13 protein-coding genes are annotated in these 15,410 nt (G+C 67.4%); 4 read left to right on the forward strand and 9 right to left on the reverse strand.

Annotated features, from left to right (window positions below; genetic code table 11):
* Positions 1-450 precede the first annotated feature (450 nt).
* The gene (locus J8I34_RS08465; RefSeq protein WP_209805817.1) at positions 451-915 is read left to right on the forward strand and encodes a rhodanese-like domain-containing protein; all 465 of its coding nucleotides are present in this window, start codon (positions 451-453) and stop codon (positions 913-915) included.
* A 79-nt stretch (positions 916-994) separates the two neighbouring features.
* Here J8I34_RS08465 and J8I34_RS08470 read toward each other — a convergent pair whose 3' ends face one another.
* The 6 genes from J8I34_RS08470 to hrpA form a co-directional block, all read right to left on the reverse strand.
* Entirely contained in the window at positions 995-1,819 is an 825-nt protein-coding gene (locus J8I34_RS08470) for a competence/damage-inducible protein A (protein ID WP_209771974.1), read from the reverse strand.
* A gap of 12 nt (positions 1,820-1,831) precedes the next feature.
* Positions 1,832-2,722, reverse strand: coding sequence for an EI24 domain-containing protein (locus J8I34_RS08475; protein WP_029046169.1), 891 nt, complete (start codon positions 2,720-2,722; stop codon positions 1,832-1,834).
* 156 nt (positions 2,723-2,878) lie between these two features.
* On the reverse strand, positions 2,879-3,853 hold the full coding sequence (locus J8I34_RS08480; protein WP_209805818.1) for a sterol desaturase family protein: 975 nt from the start codon (positions 3,851-3,853) through the stop codon (positions 2,879-2,881).
* Positions 3,853-4,719: a polysaccharide deacetylase family protein gene (locus tag J8I34_RS08485; RefSeq protein WP_029046167.1), complete on the reverse strand. Its 867-nt coding sequence runs from the start codon at positions 4,717-4,719 to the stop codon at positions 3,853-3,855. Before J8I34_RS08485 ends, J8I34_RS08480 begins: the two co-directional genes overlap by 1 nt.
* A 19-nt stretch (positions 4,720-4,738) precedes the next feature.
* Positions 4,739-5,725, reverse strand: coding sequence for a YVTN family beta-propeller repeat protein (locus J8I34_RS08490; protein ID WP_029046166.1), 987 nt, complete (start codon positions 5,723-5,725; stop codon positions 4,739-4,741).
* A gap of 142 nt (positions 5,726-5,867) precedes the next feature.
* Positions 5,868-9,968 (reverse strand): ATP-dependent RNA helicase HrpA, encoded by a 4,101-nt coding sequence (gene hrpA / locus J8I34_RS08495; RefSeq protein WP_209805819.1) that lies wholly within the window; start codon positions 9,966-9,968, stop codon positions 5,868-5,870.
* Between the two features lie 23 nt (positions 9,969-9,991).
* On the opposite strand from hrpA, the gene argA reads away from it, so the two are divergent.
* Together argA and J8I34_RS08505 are read left to right on the forward strand one after the other, a co-directional pair.
* On the forward strand, positions 9,992-11,467 hold the full coding sequence (gene argA / locus J8I34_RS08500; RefSeq protein WP_029046164.1) for an amino-acid N-acetyltransferase: 1,476 nt from the start codon (positions 9,992-9,994) through the stop codon (positions 11,465-11,467).
* A gap of 104 nt (positions 11,468-11,571) precedes the next feature.
* On the forward strand, positions 11,572-11,844 hold the full coding sequence (locus J8I34_RS08505) for an oxidative damage protection protein (protein WP_029046163.1): 273 nt from the start codon (positions 11,572-11,574) through the stop codon (positions 11,842-11,844).
* Between the two features lie 112 nt (positions 11,845-11,956).
* Here the strand turns inward: J8I34_RS08505 and rpiA are convergent, their stop codons facing one another.
* Positions 11,957-12,643 carry a ribose-5-phosphate isomerase RpiA gene (rpiA, locus tag J8I34_RS08510; protein WP_029046162.1) on the reverse strand — a complete coding sequence of 229 codons (687 nt, stop codon included), beginning with the start codon at positions 12,641-12,643 and terminating at the stop codon, positions 11,957-11,959.
* 166 nt (positions 12,644-12,809) lie between these two features.
* On the opposite strand from rpiA, the gene tal reads away from it, so the two are divergent.
* Positions 12,810-13,766, forward strand: coding sequence for a transaldolase (gene tal / locus J8I34_RS08515; RefSeq protein WP_029046161.1), 957 nt, complete (start codon positions 12,810-12,812; stop codon positions 13,764-13,766).
* A gap of 48 nt (positions 13,767-13,814) precedes the next feature.
* Here tal and J8I34_RS08520 read toward each other — a convergent pair whose 3' ends face one another.
* Both J8I34_RS08520 and rlmB read right to left on the reverse strand, forming a co-directional pair.
* Positions 13,815-14,591, reverse strand: a complete 777-nt coding sequence (locus J8I34_RS08520; RefSeq protein WP_209771943.1) for an SIR2 family NAD-dependent protein deacylase — start codon at positions 14,589-14,591, stop codon at positions 13,815-13,817.
* Positions 14,592-14,595: 4 nt separating this feature from the next.
* Positions 14,596-15,339, reverse strand: coding sequence for a 23S rRNA (guanosine(2251)-2'-O)-methyltransferase RlmB (gene rlmB / locus J8I34_RS08525; protein ID WP_029046159.1), 744 nt, complete (start codon positions 15,337-15,339; stop codon positions 14,596-14,598).
* Positions 15,340-15,410 lie beyond the last annotated feature (71 nt).

A 15,410-nucleotide genomic window follows, 5' to 3' on the forward strand; every position in this document is an offset into this window, starting at 1 on the left:
CTTGGGCCTGTCGCCGGCGCCGCCGCTACATGTTGCCGCGCTTGCCGACCTTGCCACGAAAGGACGAGGAATGTTAGCAGAAAGCGTGCCAAGCAAGCTCCCCACTATCCTCCCCGGCCCGAAAATTGTGCAACTCCGGCGAACCGCGCACCGTCGCGGGTAGGCACCGACCGTATCGTCGCGCCACGCTGCGGCCGGGTGGCGCACCATCGACATGCACATCCGCGGGCCGCCCACCCATAAAACACCAGAATGGTGCAATGGGCAAGTTATCGCACCGCAATAGCACCGATATAGTGCAGTGGCACCAAAAACGGTCATTTCCTGCCCGCTCGTGGCGCCATCCCGCAAGCGCTAGCGCGCGTTCCGGCCGCCGCGCTGTCGCGGCGCTATAGAATACCGGGTTACGGCCTTCGCGCCACTATTCCATCCATTTCTTTTGTCACGCAGATGACCACCCGAGACGATCTCCTCCAGGCCGCCCAGCAGCGCCAGCAACAGAACCAGCTTCCGTACTTCGGTGCGCTGTCGCCGCAGGAAGCCTATGCCCTGCTGCAGGACGACCCTGCCGCGGTGCTGGTCGACGTGCGCACGCAGGCCGAACTGGACTGGGTTGGCGGCGTCGATGTGCCCGACGCGCAGTTCGCCCATGTCGAATGGATGTCCTACCCGGGCGGCGCGCAGAACTCCCGCTTCGTCGAGGAACTGAAGGCGCGCGTCCCGGCCGACGTGCCGGTGCTGTTCCTGTGCCGCAGCGCGGCCCGCTCCAAGCACGCCGCGCGCGTGGCGACCGAAGCCGGATACCACTTTGCCATGGACGTGCTGGAAGGGTTCGAGGGCAATCGCGACGAGCACCACCACCGCAAGACGGTCGAAGGCTGGTGCGTGCGCGGCCTGCCGTGGCACGGGGCCTGAGCTACCTGCGCTACCACGCCAGCATGACGAAAGGGGCAGCCTGGCTGCCCCTTCTTGTTTGTACCGCCGCCGCGGACGCTCAGGCCTGCGCGGATTCCCTCGCCGGCTGCTCGACGACTTCAAACCCCATCGCGCGCACCCCGTCGAGCAGCATGGCATAGGCGGGCGCCACCAGGTCGGCTGGCCCCTTGACCCCCAGGTCGATATGCCGGCGCGCGAAGCGGTCGCCGCGCTGCACGTCGCCGACCGAAGGCAGGCTGAACACGCGGATGCCGGCAAAGGCGGCTTCGACTTTCTCCATCAGCGGAGTCAGCGTGGACTCGGGCGCCTCGAACACATAGAAGGCGCGCTCCTGGCGCTGGACCTGGTGGAACAGGTGCGCATACGCATGGTCGAGCACCCATTCCATCATCGGCCATGCCATCACCGGGAAGCCGGGCATGAAGTGGTGATGTCCCACGGAAAAGCCCGGGATGCGGTTGTAGCTGTTGGGGATGATGCGCGCGCCTTCGGGGAATTCGCCCATCTTGAACCGGTGCTGGTTTTCCGGCTGGTTCAGGTCGGCCTTGACGGGATCGCCGCCGGCGGTCTCCGCGATGCGCAGTGCGATCTGCTCGCGCGCCTCGGGATGCAGCTGCAGCGGCACGCCGAGCGCCGCGGCCGCGCACTGGCGCGTATGGTCGTCGGGCGTCGCGCCGATGCCGCCGGTGCAGAACACCACGTCAGTTCCGGCAAAGGTGCGCTTGAGCGTGGCGGTGATGCGGTCGCGGTCGTCGCCGACATACTGCGCCCAGTCCAACGCCAGGCCGCGCGTGCCCAGCAGTTCAATGGTGCGGCGCAGATGCTTGTCTTCGCGTCGCCCCGACAGAATCTCGTCGCCGATGATGATCAGGCCGAAACCCATGTTGCCCTCGCTTCAGGAATGTTCGATGCGCCGCACGTCGGAGGGCGCCAGGTCGATGATGTCGCCGCCCGCGGATGGACCGGAGGGTTGCTGTGCCGGCGGCGGTGCGGCGCGTTCAGCGCGCAGCTGCGCCAGCGCGCGCAGGCAGAAATGGCCGAACCACAGTGCCGAAAAGATAAAAATCAGCACGTACAGCCATAGCATGCCGGCCAGCACGAACGGAAACAGGAAGATCACCGCCGCGGACGACACCCACAGCAGCGTGGGCGCCGAGCCCAGCAGACCCACGGCCACGCCGATCACCAGCAGCGGCGTGCGGTGACGCCGCATCAGCGTCTTGCGTTCTTCCGCGCTGGCATGGTCGGACAGCGCGTCATAGGTCATCACCCGGTAGGTCAGCCAGCCCCACAGCACCGGCGGGATCAGGGCGAAGAACGGTGGCACCAGCCACAGCGGCAGCGTCACCAGCACCAGCAACAGGAACACGACGGTGCTGGCGAGCGACTGGAACACGCTGCCGAGCAAGCTACCGCCGTGAGACTTGGCCAGGTCCGGGTAGCTGCGCTCCAGGTGGCGCACCACCGCCGGCACCGAGAACACGCCGATAAACATCAGCATCGATGCGATCACCAGCGGGACCGCCAGCGCGGCAACGAACAGCGGCGCCACCACCGCGCGCATCGATTGCAGGCTGAGCCAGTCCAGTGCGCTGTAGATCCAGCTGGTCAGCACCGAGGCTTCGAGGAAACCGCGCGTGGCGGTCATGATGGGATCCCAGCCCCACCAGAGCAGCCCGCCCCAGAAGAGCGTGGACAGGACGAAAGGCAGCACGGTCAGCAGCAGCATGCGCGGATGCAGCTGGCTGACAAGCGCGCGGCCAAACGAGCGGAAGATATCGTTCATGCAGCGTGGGTCCGAGCGTGGACTCGGCGTTTATGCGGTGGAAGGCGAATACAGCCGGCGTTGGAGCCGGCGCCGGTGCCGGCGGCAAACCGGAACACTAGCATACGCCACTTGCCCCCGCCGCGCGGACTGCGGCGGGGGCGGTAGAGGATCGCTTCAGCGCAGCCGCAGCAGGCGCTTGATGCCGTACCACTGGTGGGCGAGAAAGCCCGTGCCGTAGTCGTGGCCCTTGCCCAGCGGCGGCGGCAGCTGGTCGCGGATACCGGTGGGGTGGTAGCTTTCGGCAAAGACCGCGGTGCCGAACAGCATGTCCCACCATGGGAAGATCACCCCGTAATTGCAGCCGCCCAGCCGCGCCGGGGCACCGTCGGCCTCATGGCCGATGCCAACGGCATGATGGGTGCGATGAAAACGCGGCGAGATCAGCAGGCGTTCGCCGATGTTGCCGAAATGCAGCCGCAGGTTGGCATGCTGCAGGCTCTGCAGCAACTGCGACAGCGCCACCAGCAGCACATATTGCGAGGGCTCGACGCCGACGCCCAGCGCCACCAGCGCGAACACCAGGTCGCGCAGCATGTCGTCCAGCAGGTGGTTGCGGTTGTCGCTCCAGAGTGTCATCTGGCGCTGGCTGTGGTGCACCGCGTGCAGGTGCCACCACCAGCGGAACGTATGCGACAGGCGGTGATACCAGTAATCGAGCAGGTCGAACAGCAGCAGGTAGACGAAGAAGCTGACCAGCGGCACCGAAGTCACGCCCGGCCACCAGTCCTCGACGTTGATGCGGTGCCAGCCCATCAGCCGCAGGTGCCCTTCGAGCGAGTCGGTCAGCGGCGCCAGCAGGAAGAACATGGCGAGCCGGAACAGCCCGAGGCGGTGGATCGCCGTGTAGATCATGTCGGTGCGGATCGCGGCGCGGTCGGCCACCGGCTCGACGGGACGCCATTTTTCCAGCGGACCCAGGATCAGGAACATCACGGCGATCTGCACCAGCCCCACCAGCAGCCATTCGGTGCCGGTGAAGGCCTCTTCGGCATAGCGGCCGAAGCCCAGGTCATAGACCACAGGCAGCACCACGTCCTGGAACAGCGTGCCTTCGACCTGCCCGATCCAGCCGTTGAGCGACTCCCACATTACCGCCTGCCCTCCTGTTGTCCGCTGGCATGCCGGGCGATCCAGTCGCGGTAGGCCGGATGCTCGCGCAGCGTCGCGAAGCAGAAGCCCTTGCGCTCCAGCCCGGACAGCAGCGGCTCCAGCACGCCCGGCGCCCACGGATCCTTGCGCGACCAGATGCCCAGGTGCGCCATGGTGATGTCGCCATCGCGCAGCTTGCCGAGCGCTCGCTCGAGCAGCATTGCATTCGGGTAGCGATCCGACGCCAGCTCATCGCCCAGGAAACCGGCCGGCGCCCAGCCGACGTGGCGGAAGCCGCACTGCTCGGCCCATTGCAGCGTCTGCGGCGCGGTGCGGCCGCCCGGGGCGCGCCAGAGCGGCATCATCTCGGCACCGGTCATGTCGCGGAGAGCGTCGGCGCTGCGACGCAGTTCGCTGCAGAAACCGGCAGCATCCATCACGGTGTCCTTGCCCGCCTGCGCACCGAACTGCGGCCGCATGGTCACCTGCCCGGCACGCACGCCGCGCAGGTAGACATGGTCGAAAGTATGCGTGCCAAAGGCATGGCCGTCCCCGGCCAGCGCCTTCCAGTATGGCGCCCAGGAGCGGTCGAGCGAACTGTCCTGCCGCACCGTCGGTTCATTGGCCAGGAAGAAGGTCGCACGGATCTTGTGCCGGCGCAGCGTGTCGGCGATCAGCTGCGCCTGGCTCATGCTGCCGGTATCGAAGGTCAGGTAGAGCGTGCCGGCCGGGCAGGCTTTCGCAGCCGCCCCGGTGGCATCCGCCGCATGCAGCGCGGAGGGCAAGGCGCAGGCAAGCGCGAGCCCAGCCAGCATCCTGCCGAATCGTACGAATCCTCGGAATCGCGAAGCCCTGGTATCGCGCATTGGTCCTGCCCCGCCCGGTTCAGTACAGCGGCGCGCGCGTGCGGAAATAGATGCCGTGCGGCGAGCGGCCAACGCGCACGGTCTTGACCAGCTTGCGGCTCGGCACGTCGACCAGCCCGACCGCGCGCGCCCAGCGGAACGTCACCCACAGCGTCTTGCCGTCGGAGGTCAGTTCCATGTCGTCAGGGCCCGGCGGCAGGCCCGTGATGTCGCCGATCTTGGCCAGCGTCTGCTGGTCGATGATGCTGATGCTGCCGGTCACGCGGTTGCTCAGGAACAGGTGGCGCCTGTCTCCCACCGCGCGGAAGTTGTGCGCGCCCTTGCCCGTCTGGATCTGCTTGACCACCGCGCGGGTGCGCCAGTCGATCACGGCAACGTAGTCCGCGCCCGTCATGCCGACCAGCAGGTATTTCTGGTCCGGCGTGACCCAGATGCCGGCCGGCGCGGAGCCAGTCTCCATGCGCCACAACACGTTCTGCGTGATCAGGTCGATCGCGGCGACCTCGTTGGAGTCCTGCAGCGTGATAAAGGCGATGCGGCTGTCGGCGGTGAACGCGATATGGCTGGGGGTCTTGGCCAGCGGGTATTGCTTGGCCAGCTTCAGCGCCTTGCCGTCCCAGCGGTAGACGTCGACGCGGTCGAGCCGGTTGCCGGTGGCGACGAACCACTTCTGGTCGGGCGAGAAGCCGATCTGGTAGGGGTCGTCGATATTGGGCATGCGCTGCTGCACCTTGCCGGTTACCGGGTCCAGGAACACCAGGTCGTTGCCGACCGCGTTGGCGATGATCAGCGACTTGTCGTCGGGCGTCGCGATCAGGTGGTGCGGCTCCTTGCCAATCGGGAAGGTCTCCAGCACCTTCTGCGTGTCCTTGTCGATCAGCGTGACGGTTGCATCACCCGAATTAAGGATCACCACCACTTCCGCCGATGCCGGCGCGGCCATCAGGCCCAGCGCGAGCGCGCCCACCGTGATCCCACCAGCCACCCACCGACGCAATGCGAACATAAGACCCGCTACAAGAAAGAACTGAATCGGCGATTCTAACGTTTGGGCGGCTAATTCCGATGACGTCTCGGTTGACGGCGGAGAAGAATTTGGCAGATTGTTGCGCCGGCACGACCATTCGGGCCGTACGGGCGCTCGCGCCTCAGCGCTGCATCGATTCCCACACCTTCTGCAGCCGCTTCACCGACATCGGCACGGGGGTGCGCAGCTCCTGCGCGAACAGGGCGATGCGGAGTTCCTCCAGCATCCAGCGGAATTCTTCCAGCCGCGCGTCCTCCCCGCCCCGCCCTTGCGTGCGCAGCTGCTTTTCGGCGCGCTGCCATTGCTGCAACAGCGGCGCCATCTCCTGGATGCGCTGGGTATCGCGCGCCGGATCGCCCTTGAGCTTGTCGATGCGCATGGCGATGCCCTTCAGGTAACGCGGGAAGTGGACCAGCTGCGTGTACGGGGTCTCGTCGATAAAGCGCTTGCTCATCACCCGGCCAAGCTGGCCTTCCATGTCGGCGTAGGCTGCCGCGAACGGCTTGGCCTGCAGCAGCTTGCGCGGCAGCCCGGCGTATTCGGCAAGGATCGCGCCGGCCAGCCGTGCAATCTCCTGCGCCAGCAGCGACAGCCGCGTGCGGCCTTCGTCCTTGCGGGCGTTGAACTCGGCCTCATTGCGCGGCAGCGGCGCCTGCATGCAGGCGCGTTCCAGCGCCAGCATCACGATCTGGTCGCGCAGCATTTCCTGCGTACCCAGCGTCATGTACTGCATCGCCATCTGCTGCAGCCCGGGTATGTTCTTTTCGATGAACTTGACCTGTTCGCGCAGCTGCAGCGCGAACAGCCGGCGCAGCCCCAGGTGGTGGATGCGCGCGGCTTCCTGCGGATCGTCGAAGACCTCGACGTCGCAGTGCGTGCCGCGGTCGACCAGCGCCGGGTAGCCGAACAGCGTCTGGCTGCCCTTGCGGATCTCAAGCAGCTCCGGCAGTTCGCCGAAGGTCCAGCCGGTCAGGTTCTCATACTGGCCAGGCTCTGCGGCCGGCAGCTGCGCGGCCTGGTCGGGCGAGCCGGCTTGCGCGGCCGCCTGCGCCGCAACGCGCTGGAACGACTGCTGAGCCTGGCCGCCCAGCTCGGCGCGCAGTTGCGCCAGGTTGCGGCCCATGTCGAGCTGGCGGCCGTGCTCGTCGATGACCTTGAAGTTCATCGCGTGGTGCGCCGGCAGCGTTTCCAGCTTGAAGTCGGCGCGCTTGACCATGGTGCCGGTCTGCTCGCGGATATCGGCGATCAGCACGTCCAGCAGCTCGCCCTCGCCGAACGGCTGGCGCGAGACAAAGCCGGCCGCAAAGTCCGGCAACGGCACGCAATGGCGGCGCAGCTTCTGCGGCAATGACTTCAGCAGCAGGTGGACCTTCTCCTTGATCATGCCCGGCACCAGCCAGTCGGCGCGCTCCTGCCGCACCTGGTTGAGCGCGTACAGCGGCACGGTCAGCGTCACACCGTCGCGGTGGCTGCCCGGCTCGAAGTGGTAGGTCAGCCCCATGTCCACCCCGGCCACGTTCATGGTCTTGGGGAACAGGTCGGTGGTGATGCCGGCCGCCTCGTGCCGCATCAGCTCGTCGCGGTTCAGGTAGAGCAGCTTGCGGTCCTTGGCGCTTTCGGCCTGGTACCACTGCTCGAAGGTTGTTTGCTGGTTGATCTCGGCCGGGATGGCGCGATCATAGAAGGCGTAGATCAGCTCGTCGTCGACCAGCACATCCTGCCGGCGCGACTTGTGCTCCAGGTTTTCGATCTCCCGCACCAGGCGCTGGTTGTGCGCGAAGAATGGCAGGCGCGTATCGAATTCGCCCTCGACCAGCGCGCGGCGGATAAAGAGCTCGCGCGCTTCCTGCGGGTTCATCGGACCGTAGTGGACACGGCGGTGCTGGTAGACCACCAGGCCGTACAGCGTGGCCCGTTCGAGCGCCAGCACCTGGCCGGCCTTCTTTTCCCAGTGCGGATCGCTCCAGCTCACCTTGAGCAGGTGCCCGCCGATCTGCTCCAGCCACTCCGGCTCAATGCGCGCCAGCGTGCGCGCGAACAGGCGGCTGGTCTCGACCAGCTCGGCCGCCACGATCCAGCGGCCGACCTTGCGCGCGATCAGCGAACCCGGCCACAGGTGGAACTTGATGCCGCGCGCGCCCAGGTACTCGCGGCCCTTGCCGTCGCCATCCTCGATGCGCACGCCGACGTTGCCGAGCAGGCCGGTAAGCAGCGCCTTGTGCACCTGCTCGTAGGTCGGCTCGCTCTCGTTCAGGCGCCAGCCCTGCTCGGCCACCGTGGTCAGCAGCTGCGAATGGACGTCGCGCCATTCGCGCAGGCGCAGGTGCGACAGGAAGCTGGCGCGGCACTGGTCCTGCAACTGGCGGTTCGACTTCTTGTGCGTTACCGCGTCCTCGAACCACTTCCACAGCTTGACCCAGCCCAGGAACTCGGACCTCTCGTCCATGAACTTGCGATGCGCCTGGTCTGCGGCTTCCTGCGCCTCCTGCGGGCGGTCACGCGGGTCCTGCACCGACAGCGCGCTGGCGATGACCAGCACCTCGCGCAGGCACTGGTGCTCGCGCGCGGCCAGGATCATGCGGCCCACGCGTGGATCGAGCGGCAGCTTGGCCAGCTGCCGCCCCGTCGGCGTGAGCTGGTTGGCGTCATCGACCGCGCCCAGTTCCTGCAGCAGCTGGTAGCCGTCGGCGACGGCGCGGCCCAGCGGCGGTTCGATAAACGGGAACGATTCGATGTCGGTCAGCCGCAGCGCCTTCATGCGCAGGATCACCGCCGCCAGCGACGAACGCAGGATCTCGGGGTCGGTGAAGCGCGGCCGACCGGTGAAATCCGACTCTTCGTATAGCCGGATGCACACGCCGTTGGCCACGCGGCCGCAACGGCCGGCGCGCTGGTTGGCGGCTGCCTGCGAGATCGACTCGACCTGCAGCTGCTCGACCTTGTTGCGATAGGAGTATCGCTTGACGCGGGCCATCCCGGTATCGACCACGTAGCGGATGCCCGGCACCGTCAGCGAGGTCTCGGCGACGTTGGTCGCCAGCACGATGCGGCGCGCGTTGGACGGCTTGAATACCCGCTCCTGCTCCTGCACCGACAGCCGCGCGAACAGCGGCAGGATCTCGGTATGCGGCGGATGGTGCTTGCGCAGTGCCTCGGCAGCCTCGCGGATCTCGCGTTCGCCCGGCAGGAACACCAGCACGTCGCCCTGGCCGACGCGGCACAGCTCGTCAACGGCATCGACAATGCCGTCGTAGAGGTCGCGCTCGCGCGCCTGCGCGCTGCGCGGCGCGGCGCCCGGCGGCGCGTCGTCGGTGATCGGGCGGTAGCGCACTTCCACCGGATACAGCCGGCCGCTGACCTCGATCACCGGCGCTGGCTTGCCGTTGAGCGTGAAATGCTCGGCAAAGCGCTGCGCATCGATGGTGGCCGAGGTGATGATCACCTTCAGGTCGGGCCGCTTCGGCAGGATCTGGCGCAGGTAGCCGATCAGGAAGTCGATGTTCAGGCTGCGCTCGTGCGCCTCGTCGATGATGAGGGTGTCGTAAGCGCGCAGCAGCGGGTCGTTCTGTGTCTCGGCCAGCAGGATGCCGTCGGTCATCAGCTTGACCGACGCGCCCGCCGACATGGTGTCGTTGAAGCGCACCTGGTAGCCGACATGCTCGCCCACCGGCGACCCCAGCTCCTGCGCGATGCGCTTGGCGGTGGAGGTCGCGGCGATGCGGCGCGGCTGGGTGTGGCCGATCAGCCCCCCACCCTCGCGCCCCGGACCGCGCCCGATCGACAGGCAGATCTTCGGCAGCTGCGTGGTCTTGCCCGAGCCGGTCTCGCCCGACACGATCACGACCTGGCTGGCCAGCAGCGCGGCGGCGATCTCGTCGCGGCGGGCCGAGACCGGCAGGGCCTCGGGGAACGTGATCGAGGGCAGCGGATTGACCACCCGTGGCGGGCGCGGCGGGCGCTCCTGGCGCGGGCCGCGCGGCTGGCGCTGGCCGGGTTCGCCGGCCGGGCGGGCGGCAGCGGGCTCCGGGCGTCCGGCGGGCGGCCTGGCCGGGCGCTGGGCCTGTCCTCGGGGCTGCCCCGGGGCCTGGCCCGGCGTCTGCCCTTTGGGCGGGCGGGACGGATGGGATGGCGTGGACTGGCCGGCACCGGCCGGCGTCTGCGGGGCGGCGGGTTGACCTGGCCTGACGGGCTTTGCAGCCTTGAAGGGGCGTTGTTCTGACATTGGCCGGGATTATAATCCGCGGGATGAACGCCAGAACCGATACGCCGCAGCCGGCGACCTCTACCGACACGGCAGCCGCCACGGCGGCGGAGCCGCCCGCCACGGCCGAACTCCCACCGCCCGCCCCGATTTCCACCGCGCCCGCCACCGCGCCGGTGCCGGTGGCCGCCGACACCATCGAACGCGGCGGCCCCGACCACCAGCAGTTCGTCGACTGGCTGCGCATGGTGGCGCCATATATCCATGCCTTCCGCGGCAAGACCTTCGTGATCGCCTTCGCGGGCGAACTGGTCAAGTCGGGCGTGCTCAATGCGCTGGTCAACGACGTGGCGCTGCTGCATGCGATGGGCATGCAGATCGTGCTGGTGCATGGCTCGCGCCCGCAGGTGGAAGAGCAACTGGCGCTGCGCCATGTCGAGTCGCAATTCGTCGACGGCGTGCGCATCACCGACAACGCCGCGCTCGAATGTGCCAAGGAAGCCGCCGGCGAGCTGCGGCTCGATATCGAGGCCGCATTCAGCCAGGGCTTGCCCAATACGCCGATGGCCGGCGCGCAGCTGTCCGTGATTTCCGGCAACTTCGTCACGGCGCGCCCGGTCGGCATCGTCAACGGCACCGACTACCAGCACACCGGGCTGGTGCGCAAAATCGATGCCGAGTCGGTGCGCATGTCGCTGTCGCATGGCAAGGTGGTACTGCTGTCGCCGCTGGGCTTCTCTCCGACCGGCCAGGCCTTCAACCTGTCGATGGAGGACGTGGCCAGCGCCACCGCCACCGCGCTCAAGGCCGACAAGCTGATCTTCATCACCGAGGTGCCGGGCGTGCCCGACCCGGTCGGCAAGCTGATGCCGGAAATGTCGCTGCGCACGGCCGTGGAGCGCCTGCAGAACAACCACCTGCCGCCCGACGTGGCCGACTACCTGCGCCACCTGGTCAAGGCGCTCAAGGGCGGCGTGCCGCGCGCGCACCTGATTCCCTATGCGCTGGACGGCTCGGTGCTGTTGGAACTGTTCCTGCACGACGGTGTCGGCACCATGCTTTCCGATACCGACCTCGAAAGCCTGCGCGAAGCCACGCTGGACGACGTTGGCGGCATCCTGCAGCTGATCGCGCCGCTGGAAGCGGACGGCACGCTGGTGCCGCGCGGACGCCACCTGATCGAGCGCGATATCGCCAACTTCTCGGTGATCGAGCACGATGGCGTGCTGTTCGGCTGTGCCGCGCTCTATGACTACCCGCGCGAGAACATGGGGGAAATGGCCTGCCTGACGGTCTCCGCCGAGGCCCAGGGCACCGGTGATGGCGAGCGCCTGCTCAAGCGCATCGAGCGTCGCGCGCGCACGCTGGGCCTGGACAAGCTGTTCGTGCTCACCACGCGCACCGAGCACTGGTTCCTCAAGCGCGGCTTCGTCCACGCCACGGTGGACGACCTGCCCGAAGACAAGCGCAAGCTCTATAACTGGCAGCGCAAGTCGATGGTGCTGATGAAAAAACTGTGACGGCGTAGGGTCAATGGCCGCCGCGCCGCGGCCAGCCGCCCTGCTTGGCTACAATAGCGCCAGCGCCCTCTAGCCCAGTCTAACGAACGAACAAGGAGTCCCCCATGGCCCGCATGGTCCATTGCATCAAGCTGAACAAGGAAGCCGAAGGCCTCGACTTCCCGCCGCTGCCCGGCGAACTGGGCAAGAAGATCTGGCAGAGCGTGTCGAAGGAAGCATGGGCCGGCTGGCTCAAGCACCAGACCATGCTGATCAACGAGAACCGCCTGAATATGGCCGACACGCGCGCACGCCAGTACCTGATCAAGCAGACCGAAAAGTACTTCTTCGGCGAAGGCGCCGATCAGGCGCAGGGCTACGTGCCGCCGCAGTCCTGATTCCCGGACCGCGTCAAACGACGAAGGGGTGCCCGAGGCACCCCTTTTTGCTGGCCGATCGACTGCTGGCCGATCGACTACCGCTTAACGGCCGACTGACCTATGCATCGGATCAGTAGTCCGTGCGCTGCACACCGTCGCCGGTGCCAAGCAGCAGCACGTCCGCGCCACGCAGCGCGAACAGGCCCACCGTCACCACGCCCGGCACCTGATTGACGGTTTGCTCGAGCCCGCGCGGATCGTCGATCTTCAGGCCGGCGACGTCCAGGATCACATTGCCGTTGTCGGTCTTGTAGATGCCGCCTTCCTTGGTCATGCGCAGCTTCGGCTGGCCGCCCAGCGCCTGCAGCTTGCGCGCGACCGCCGCACGTGCCATCGGGATCACCTCGACTGGCAGCGGGAAGGCGCCCATGGTACCAACCAGCTTGCTGCCGTCGGCGATGCAGACAAAACGCTTCGCCACCGAGGCAACAATCTTCTCGCGCGTCAGCGCGCCGCCACCGCCCTTGATCATGGCGCCGCTGGCATCGATCTCGTCGGCGCCGTCGACGTACACCGGAATCTCGTCGACTTCGTTCAGGTCCAGCACCTTGAACCCGTGCTGCTGAAGGCGGCGCGTGGAAGCCTCTGAGCTCGACACGGCACCCGCGAAGCGCTCCTTGAACGCCGCCACGGCGTCAATGAAGAGGTTGGCGGTGGAGCCGGTGCCCACGCCCAGCACGGCGCCTTCGGGAACTTCCTGCTTCACATAGTCGGCGGCGGCCTGCGCCACCAGCGCCTTGAGTTCGTCCTGAGTCATGACAACAGCCAGATTGCGTTGGGGAAACGCATAGTGTAGCGGATTGAGCGGCATACCCCGCCACCGGCGGTACAATGGATCAGCCGGGGCAAGCGCTTGCCGCGCCGCCACCGCAAACCGAATCGCCAACGATTCAGCGCCAATTCAGCACCAACGACTAAGCGACATGAACCAGCTCGAACAACTCAGGCAGTTCACCACGGTAGTGGCCGACACCGGCGACTTCCAGCTGATGAAGCAATACACCCCGCAGGACGCGACCACCAATCCCTCGCTGATCCTGAAGGCCGTGCAGAAGCCCGAATACCGGCACCTGCTGGAGAAGGCGGTGCAAGACCACCACGGCAACGGCGGCGTCGATGCGGTAATGGACGAGGTGCTGATCGCCTTCGGCTGCGAGATCCTGGCGATCGTGCCTGGCCGCGTCTCGACCGAAGTCGACGCGCGCCTGTCGTTCGACACGACCGCCACCGTCAACAAGGCCCGCCACCTGATCCAGCTGTACGAGCAGCGCGGCATCGCGCGCGAGCGCGTGCTGATCAAGATCGCGTCGACCTGGGAAGGCATCCGCGCGGCCGAGATCCTGCAGCGCGACGGCATCCGCTGCAACATGACGCTGCTGTTCTCGCTCGTGCAAGCCGTGGCCTGCGCCGAGGCCGGCGCGCAGCTGATCTCGCCCTTCGTCGGGCGCATCTTCGACTGGTACAAGAAGCAGGCCGGCGAGCAGTGGGACCCGGTCGCCAACGGCGGCGACAACGATCCCGGCGTGCGCTCGGTGCGCCAGATCTATGACTACTACAAGAAGTTCGGCTATCCGACCGAGGTGATGGGCGCCAGCTTCCGCAGCACCGCGCAGATCCTGTCGCTGGCCGGCTGCGACCTGCTGACCATCAGCCCGGAACTGCTGGAGCAACTGGCCGCCGGCCAGGGTGCGTCCGAGCGCAAGCTGTCGGTCGACCAGGCCCAGGCCGCCAATATCGCCCGCATCGCGGCGGACGAGGCATCGTTCCGCTGGCAGCTGAATGAAGACGCGATGGCCACCGAGAAGCTGGCCGAAGGCATCCGGCTGTTCGCGGCGGATGCGGTCAAGCTGGAAAAGCTGATCGGCGAGATTGCCAAATAAGCGCCAGGTAAGTCGGCAGGTAAGCCGGCAGGGCCGGCTCAGTCGCGCTCAGTCGGGCTCCACGCCCGGCTGCGGCCACAGCAGCGGCAGGCAGGCGCCTGCCGCTGCCTGCACCACGAGGTCCGCGGTCTGGTCCAGCGCGGACGGCAGCGGGTTGATCACGATGACGGGCGCGCCGTGCTCCTTCGCCAGCGCCGGCAGCGCGGCAGCGGGATAGACCAGTCCCGACGTTCCCACTACCAGGCACAGGTCCGAGGTCTGCGCCGCATGCTCGGCACGAAAGCGCGCCACGCGCGGCAGGTCTTCGCCGAACCACACCACCCCCGGGCGCATCAGCGCCCCGCACAAGTGGCAGCGCGGCGGCATGCCGGGCAACGCGCTGGCTTCGTCGCAGCGTCCGCACCCCTCCAGCCATTTGTTGGCGAACAGGTTGCCATGCAGCTCGATCACATGCTGGCTGCCGGCACGCTGGTGCAGGCCGTCGACATTCTGCGTCACCAGCGTGACGCGCTTTTGCACGGCCAGCGCCACCAGCGCGTGGTGCGCCGGATTGGGATGCGCGCCCGCGACCAGCGCGCGCCGGTGCAGATACCACTCCCACACCAGTTCGGGCTGGCGCCGGTAGGCCTCTTCGCTGGCCAGTTCCTCCGGATTGAACCGTTCCCACAGGCCAGTCATCGCATCGCGGAAGGTCGGCACGCCCGACTCGGCCGAAATACCGGCGCCGGTCAGCACGAAGATGCTGCGCGCCTGCGCTATCAGCCGACGCGCCTCTTCCATCCCGGGCCAGGGCTCAGAGGTGGGGCGCAGCGGATCGGCCACCATGGCGTCAGCGCGGCACGCGCCGCTGGCGCACCGCCTCGTACAGGCAGACGCCGCTGGCCACCGAGACGTTGAGGCTCTCGACACCGCCGGCCATCGGGATGCCGACCAGTTCGTCGCAGGTCTCGCGCGTCAGGCGGCGCATGCCCTCCCCTTCGGCGCCCATCACGATCGCGGTCGGGCCCTTGAAGTCGATGTCGTAGAGGGATTTCTCGGTACCGTCGGCGGTTCCGATCACCCAGATGCCGCGTTCCTGCAGCTCGCGCAGCGTGCGCGCCAGGTTGGTCACGGTGATATACGGCACGGTCTCGGCCGCGCCGCTGGCCACCTTGGCCACGGTTGCATTGAGGCCGACGCTGCGGTCCTTGGGCGCGATCACCGCGTGCGCGCCGGCGCCGTCGGCCACGCGCAGGCAGGCACCCAGGTTGTGGGGATCGGTGACGCCGTCGAGCACCAGCAGCAGCGGCGTGCCTTCGATGCCATCCAGCAGTTCGTCCAGGTTCAGCGCGAGGGCAACGTCTTCGGCCCGCGCGACCACGCCCTGGTGCCGGTCGGTGCCCGCCATGCCGCGCAGGCGCTCGGCGTCGACCGGATGCAGGCGCACGCCCAGGCTTTCGGCCAGGCGCACGAAGTCTTGCATGCGCCGGTCGCGGCGGGCGGATTCGATGTAGATATCCGACACGCCCTTGGGATCTTGCCGCAGGCGCGCGGTCACGGCGTGGAAGCCGATCAGGAGTTTTTGTTTAGCCATGGGCGCGATTGTACTCGCCCGGGCGCTGTCCCCGCGCAGCGGGGACAGCGGTTAGCCTTAACCAGGCCTGA

Origin of the sequence: Cupriavidus phytohabitans (genome assembly GCF_017815025.1) — a bacterium.
Lineage (GTDB): Bacteria > Pseudomonadota > Gammaproteobacteria > Burkholderiales > Burkholderiaceae > Cupriavidus.

Excerpts from the sequence above, each read along its gene's own strand:
- J8I34_RS08465 (WP_209805817.1), top strand. The coding sequence starts at position 451 with ATGACCACCCGAGACGATCTCCTCCAGGCCGCCCAGCAGCGCCAGCAA.
- J8I34_RS08470 (WP_209771974.1), bottom strand. The coding sequence starts at position 1,819 with ATGGGTTTCGGCCTGATCATCATCGGCGACGAGATTCTGTCGGGGCGA.
- J8I34_RS08475 (WP_029046169.1), bottom strand. The coding sequence starts at position 2,722 with ATGAACGATATCTTCCGCTCGTTTGGCCGCGCGCTTGTCAGCCAGCTG.
- J8I34_RS08480 (WP_209805818.1), bottom strand. The coding sequence starts at position 3,853 with ATGTGGGAGTCGCTCAACGGCTGGATCGGGCAGGTCGAAGGCACGCTG.
- J8I34_RS08485 (WP_029046167.1), bottom strand. The coding sequence starts at position 4,719 with ATGCGCGATACCAGGGCTTCGCGATTCCGAGGATTCGTACGATTCGGC.
- J8I34_RS08490 (WP_029046166.1), bottom strand. The coding sequence starts at position 5,725 with ATGTTCGCATTGCGTCGGTGGGTGGCTGGTGGGATCACGGTGGGCGCG.
- hrpA (WP_209805819.1), bottom strand. The coding sequence starts at position 9,968 with ATGTCAGAACAACGCCCCTTCAAGGCTGCAAAGCCCGTCAGGCCAGGT.
- argA (WP_029046164.1), top strand. The coding sequence starts at position 9,992 with ATGAACGCCAGAACCGATACGCCGCAGCCGGCGACCTCTACCGACACG.
- J8I34_RS08505 (WP_029046163.1), top strand. The coding sequence starts at position 11,572 with ATGGCCCGCATGGTCCATTGCATCAAGCTGAACAAGGAAGCCGAAGGC.
- rpiA (WP_029046162.1), bottom strand. The coding sequence starts at position 12,643 with ATGACTCAGGACGAACTCAAGGCGCTGGTGGCGCAGGCCGCCGCCGAC.
- tal (WP_029046161.1), top strand. The coding sequence starts at position 12,810 with ATGAACCAGCTCGAACAACTCAGGCAGTTCACCACGGTAGTGGCCGAC.
- J8I34_RS08520 (WP_209771943.1), bottom strand. The coding sequence starts at position 14,591 with ATGGTGGCCGATCCGCTGCGCCCCACCTCTGAGCCCTGGCCCGGGATG.
- rlmB (WP_029046159.1), bottom strand. The coding sequence starts at position 15,339 with ATGGCTAAACAAAAACTCCTGATCGGCTTCCACGCCGTGACCGCGCGC.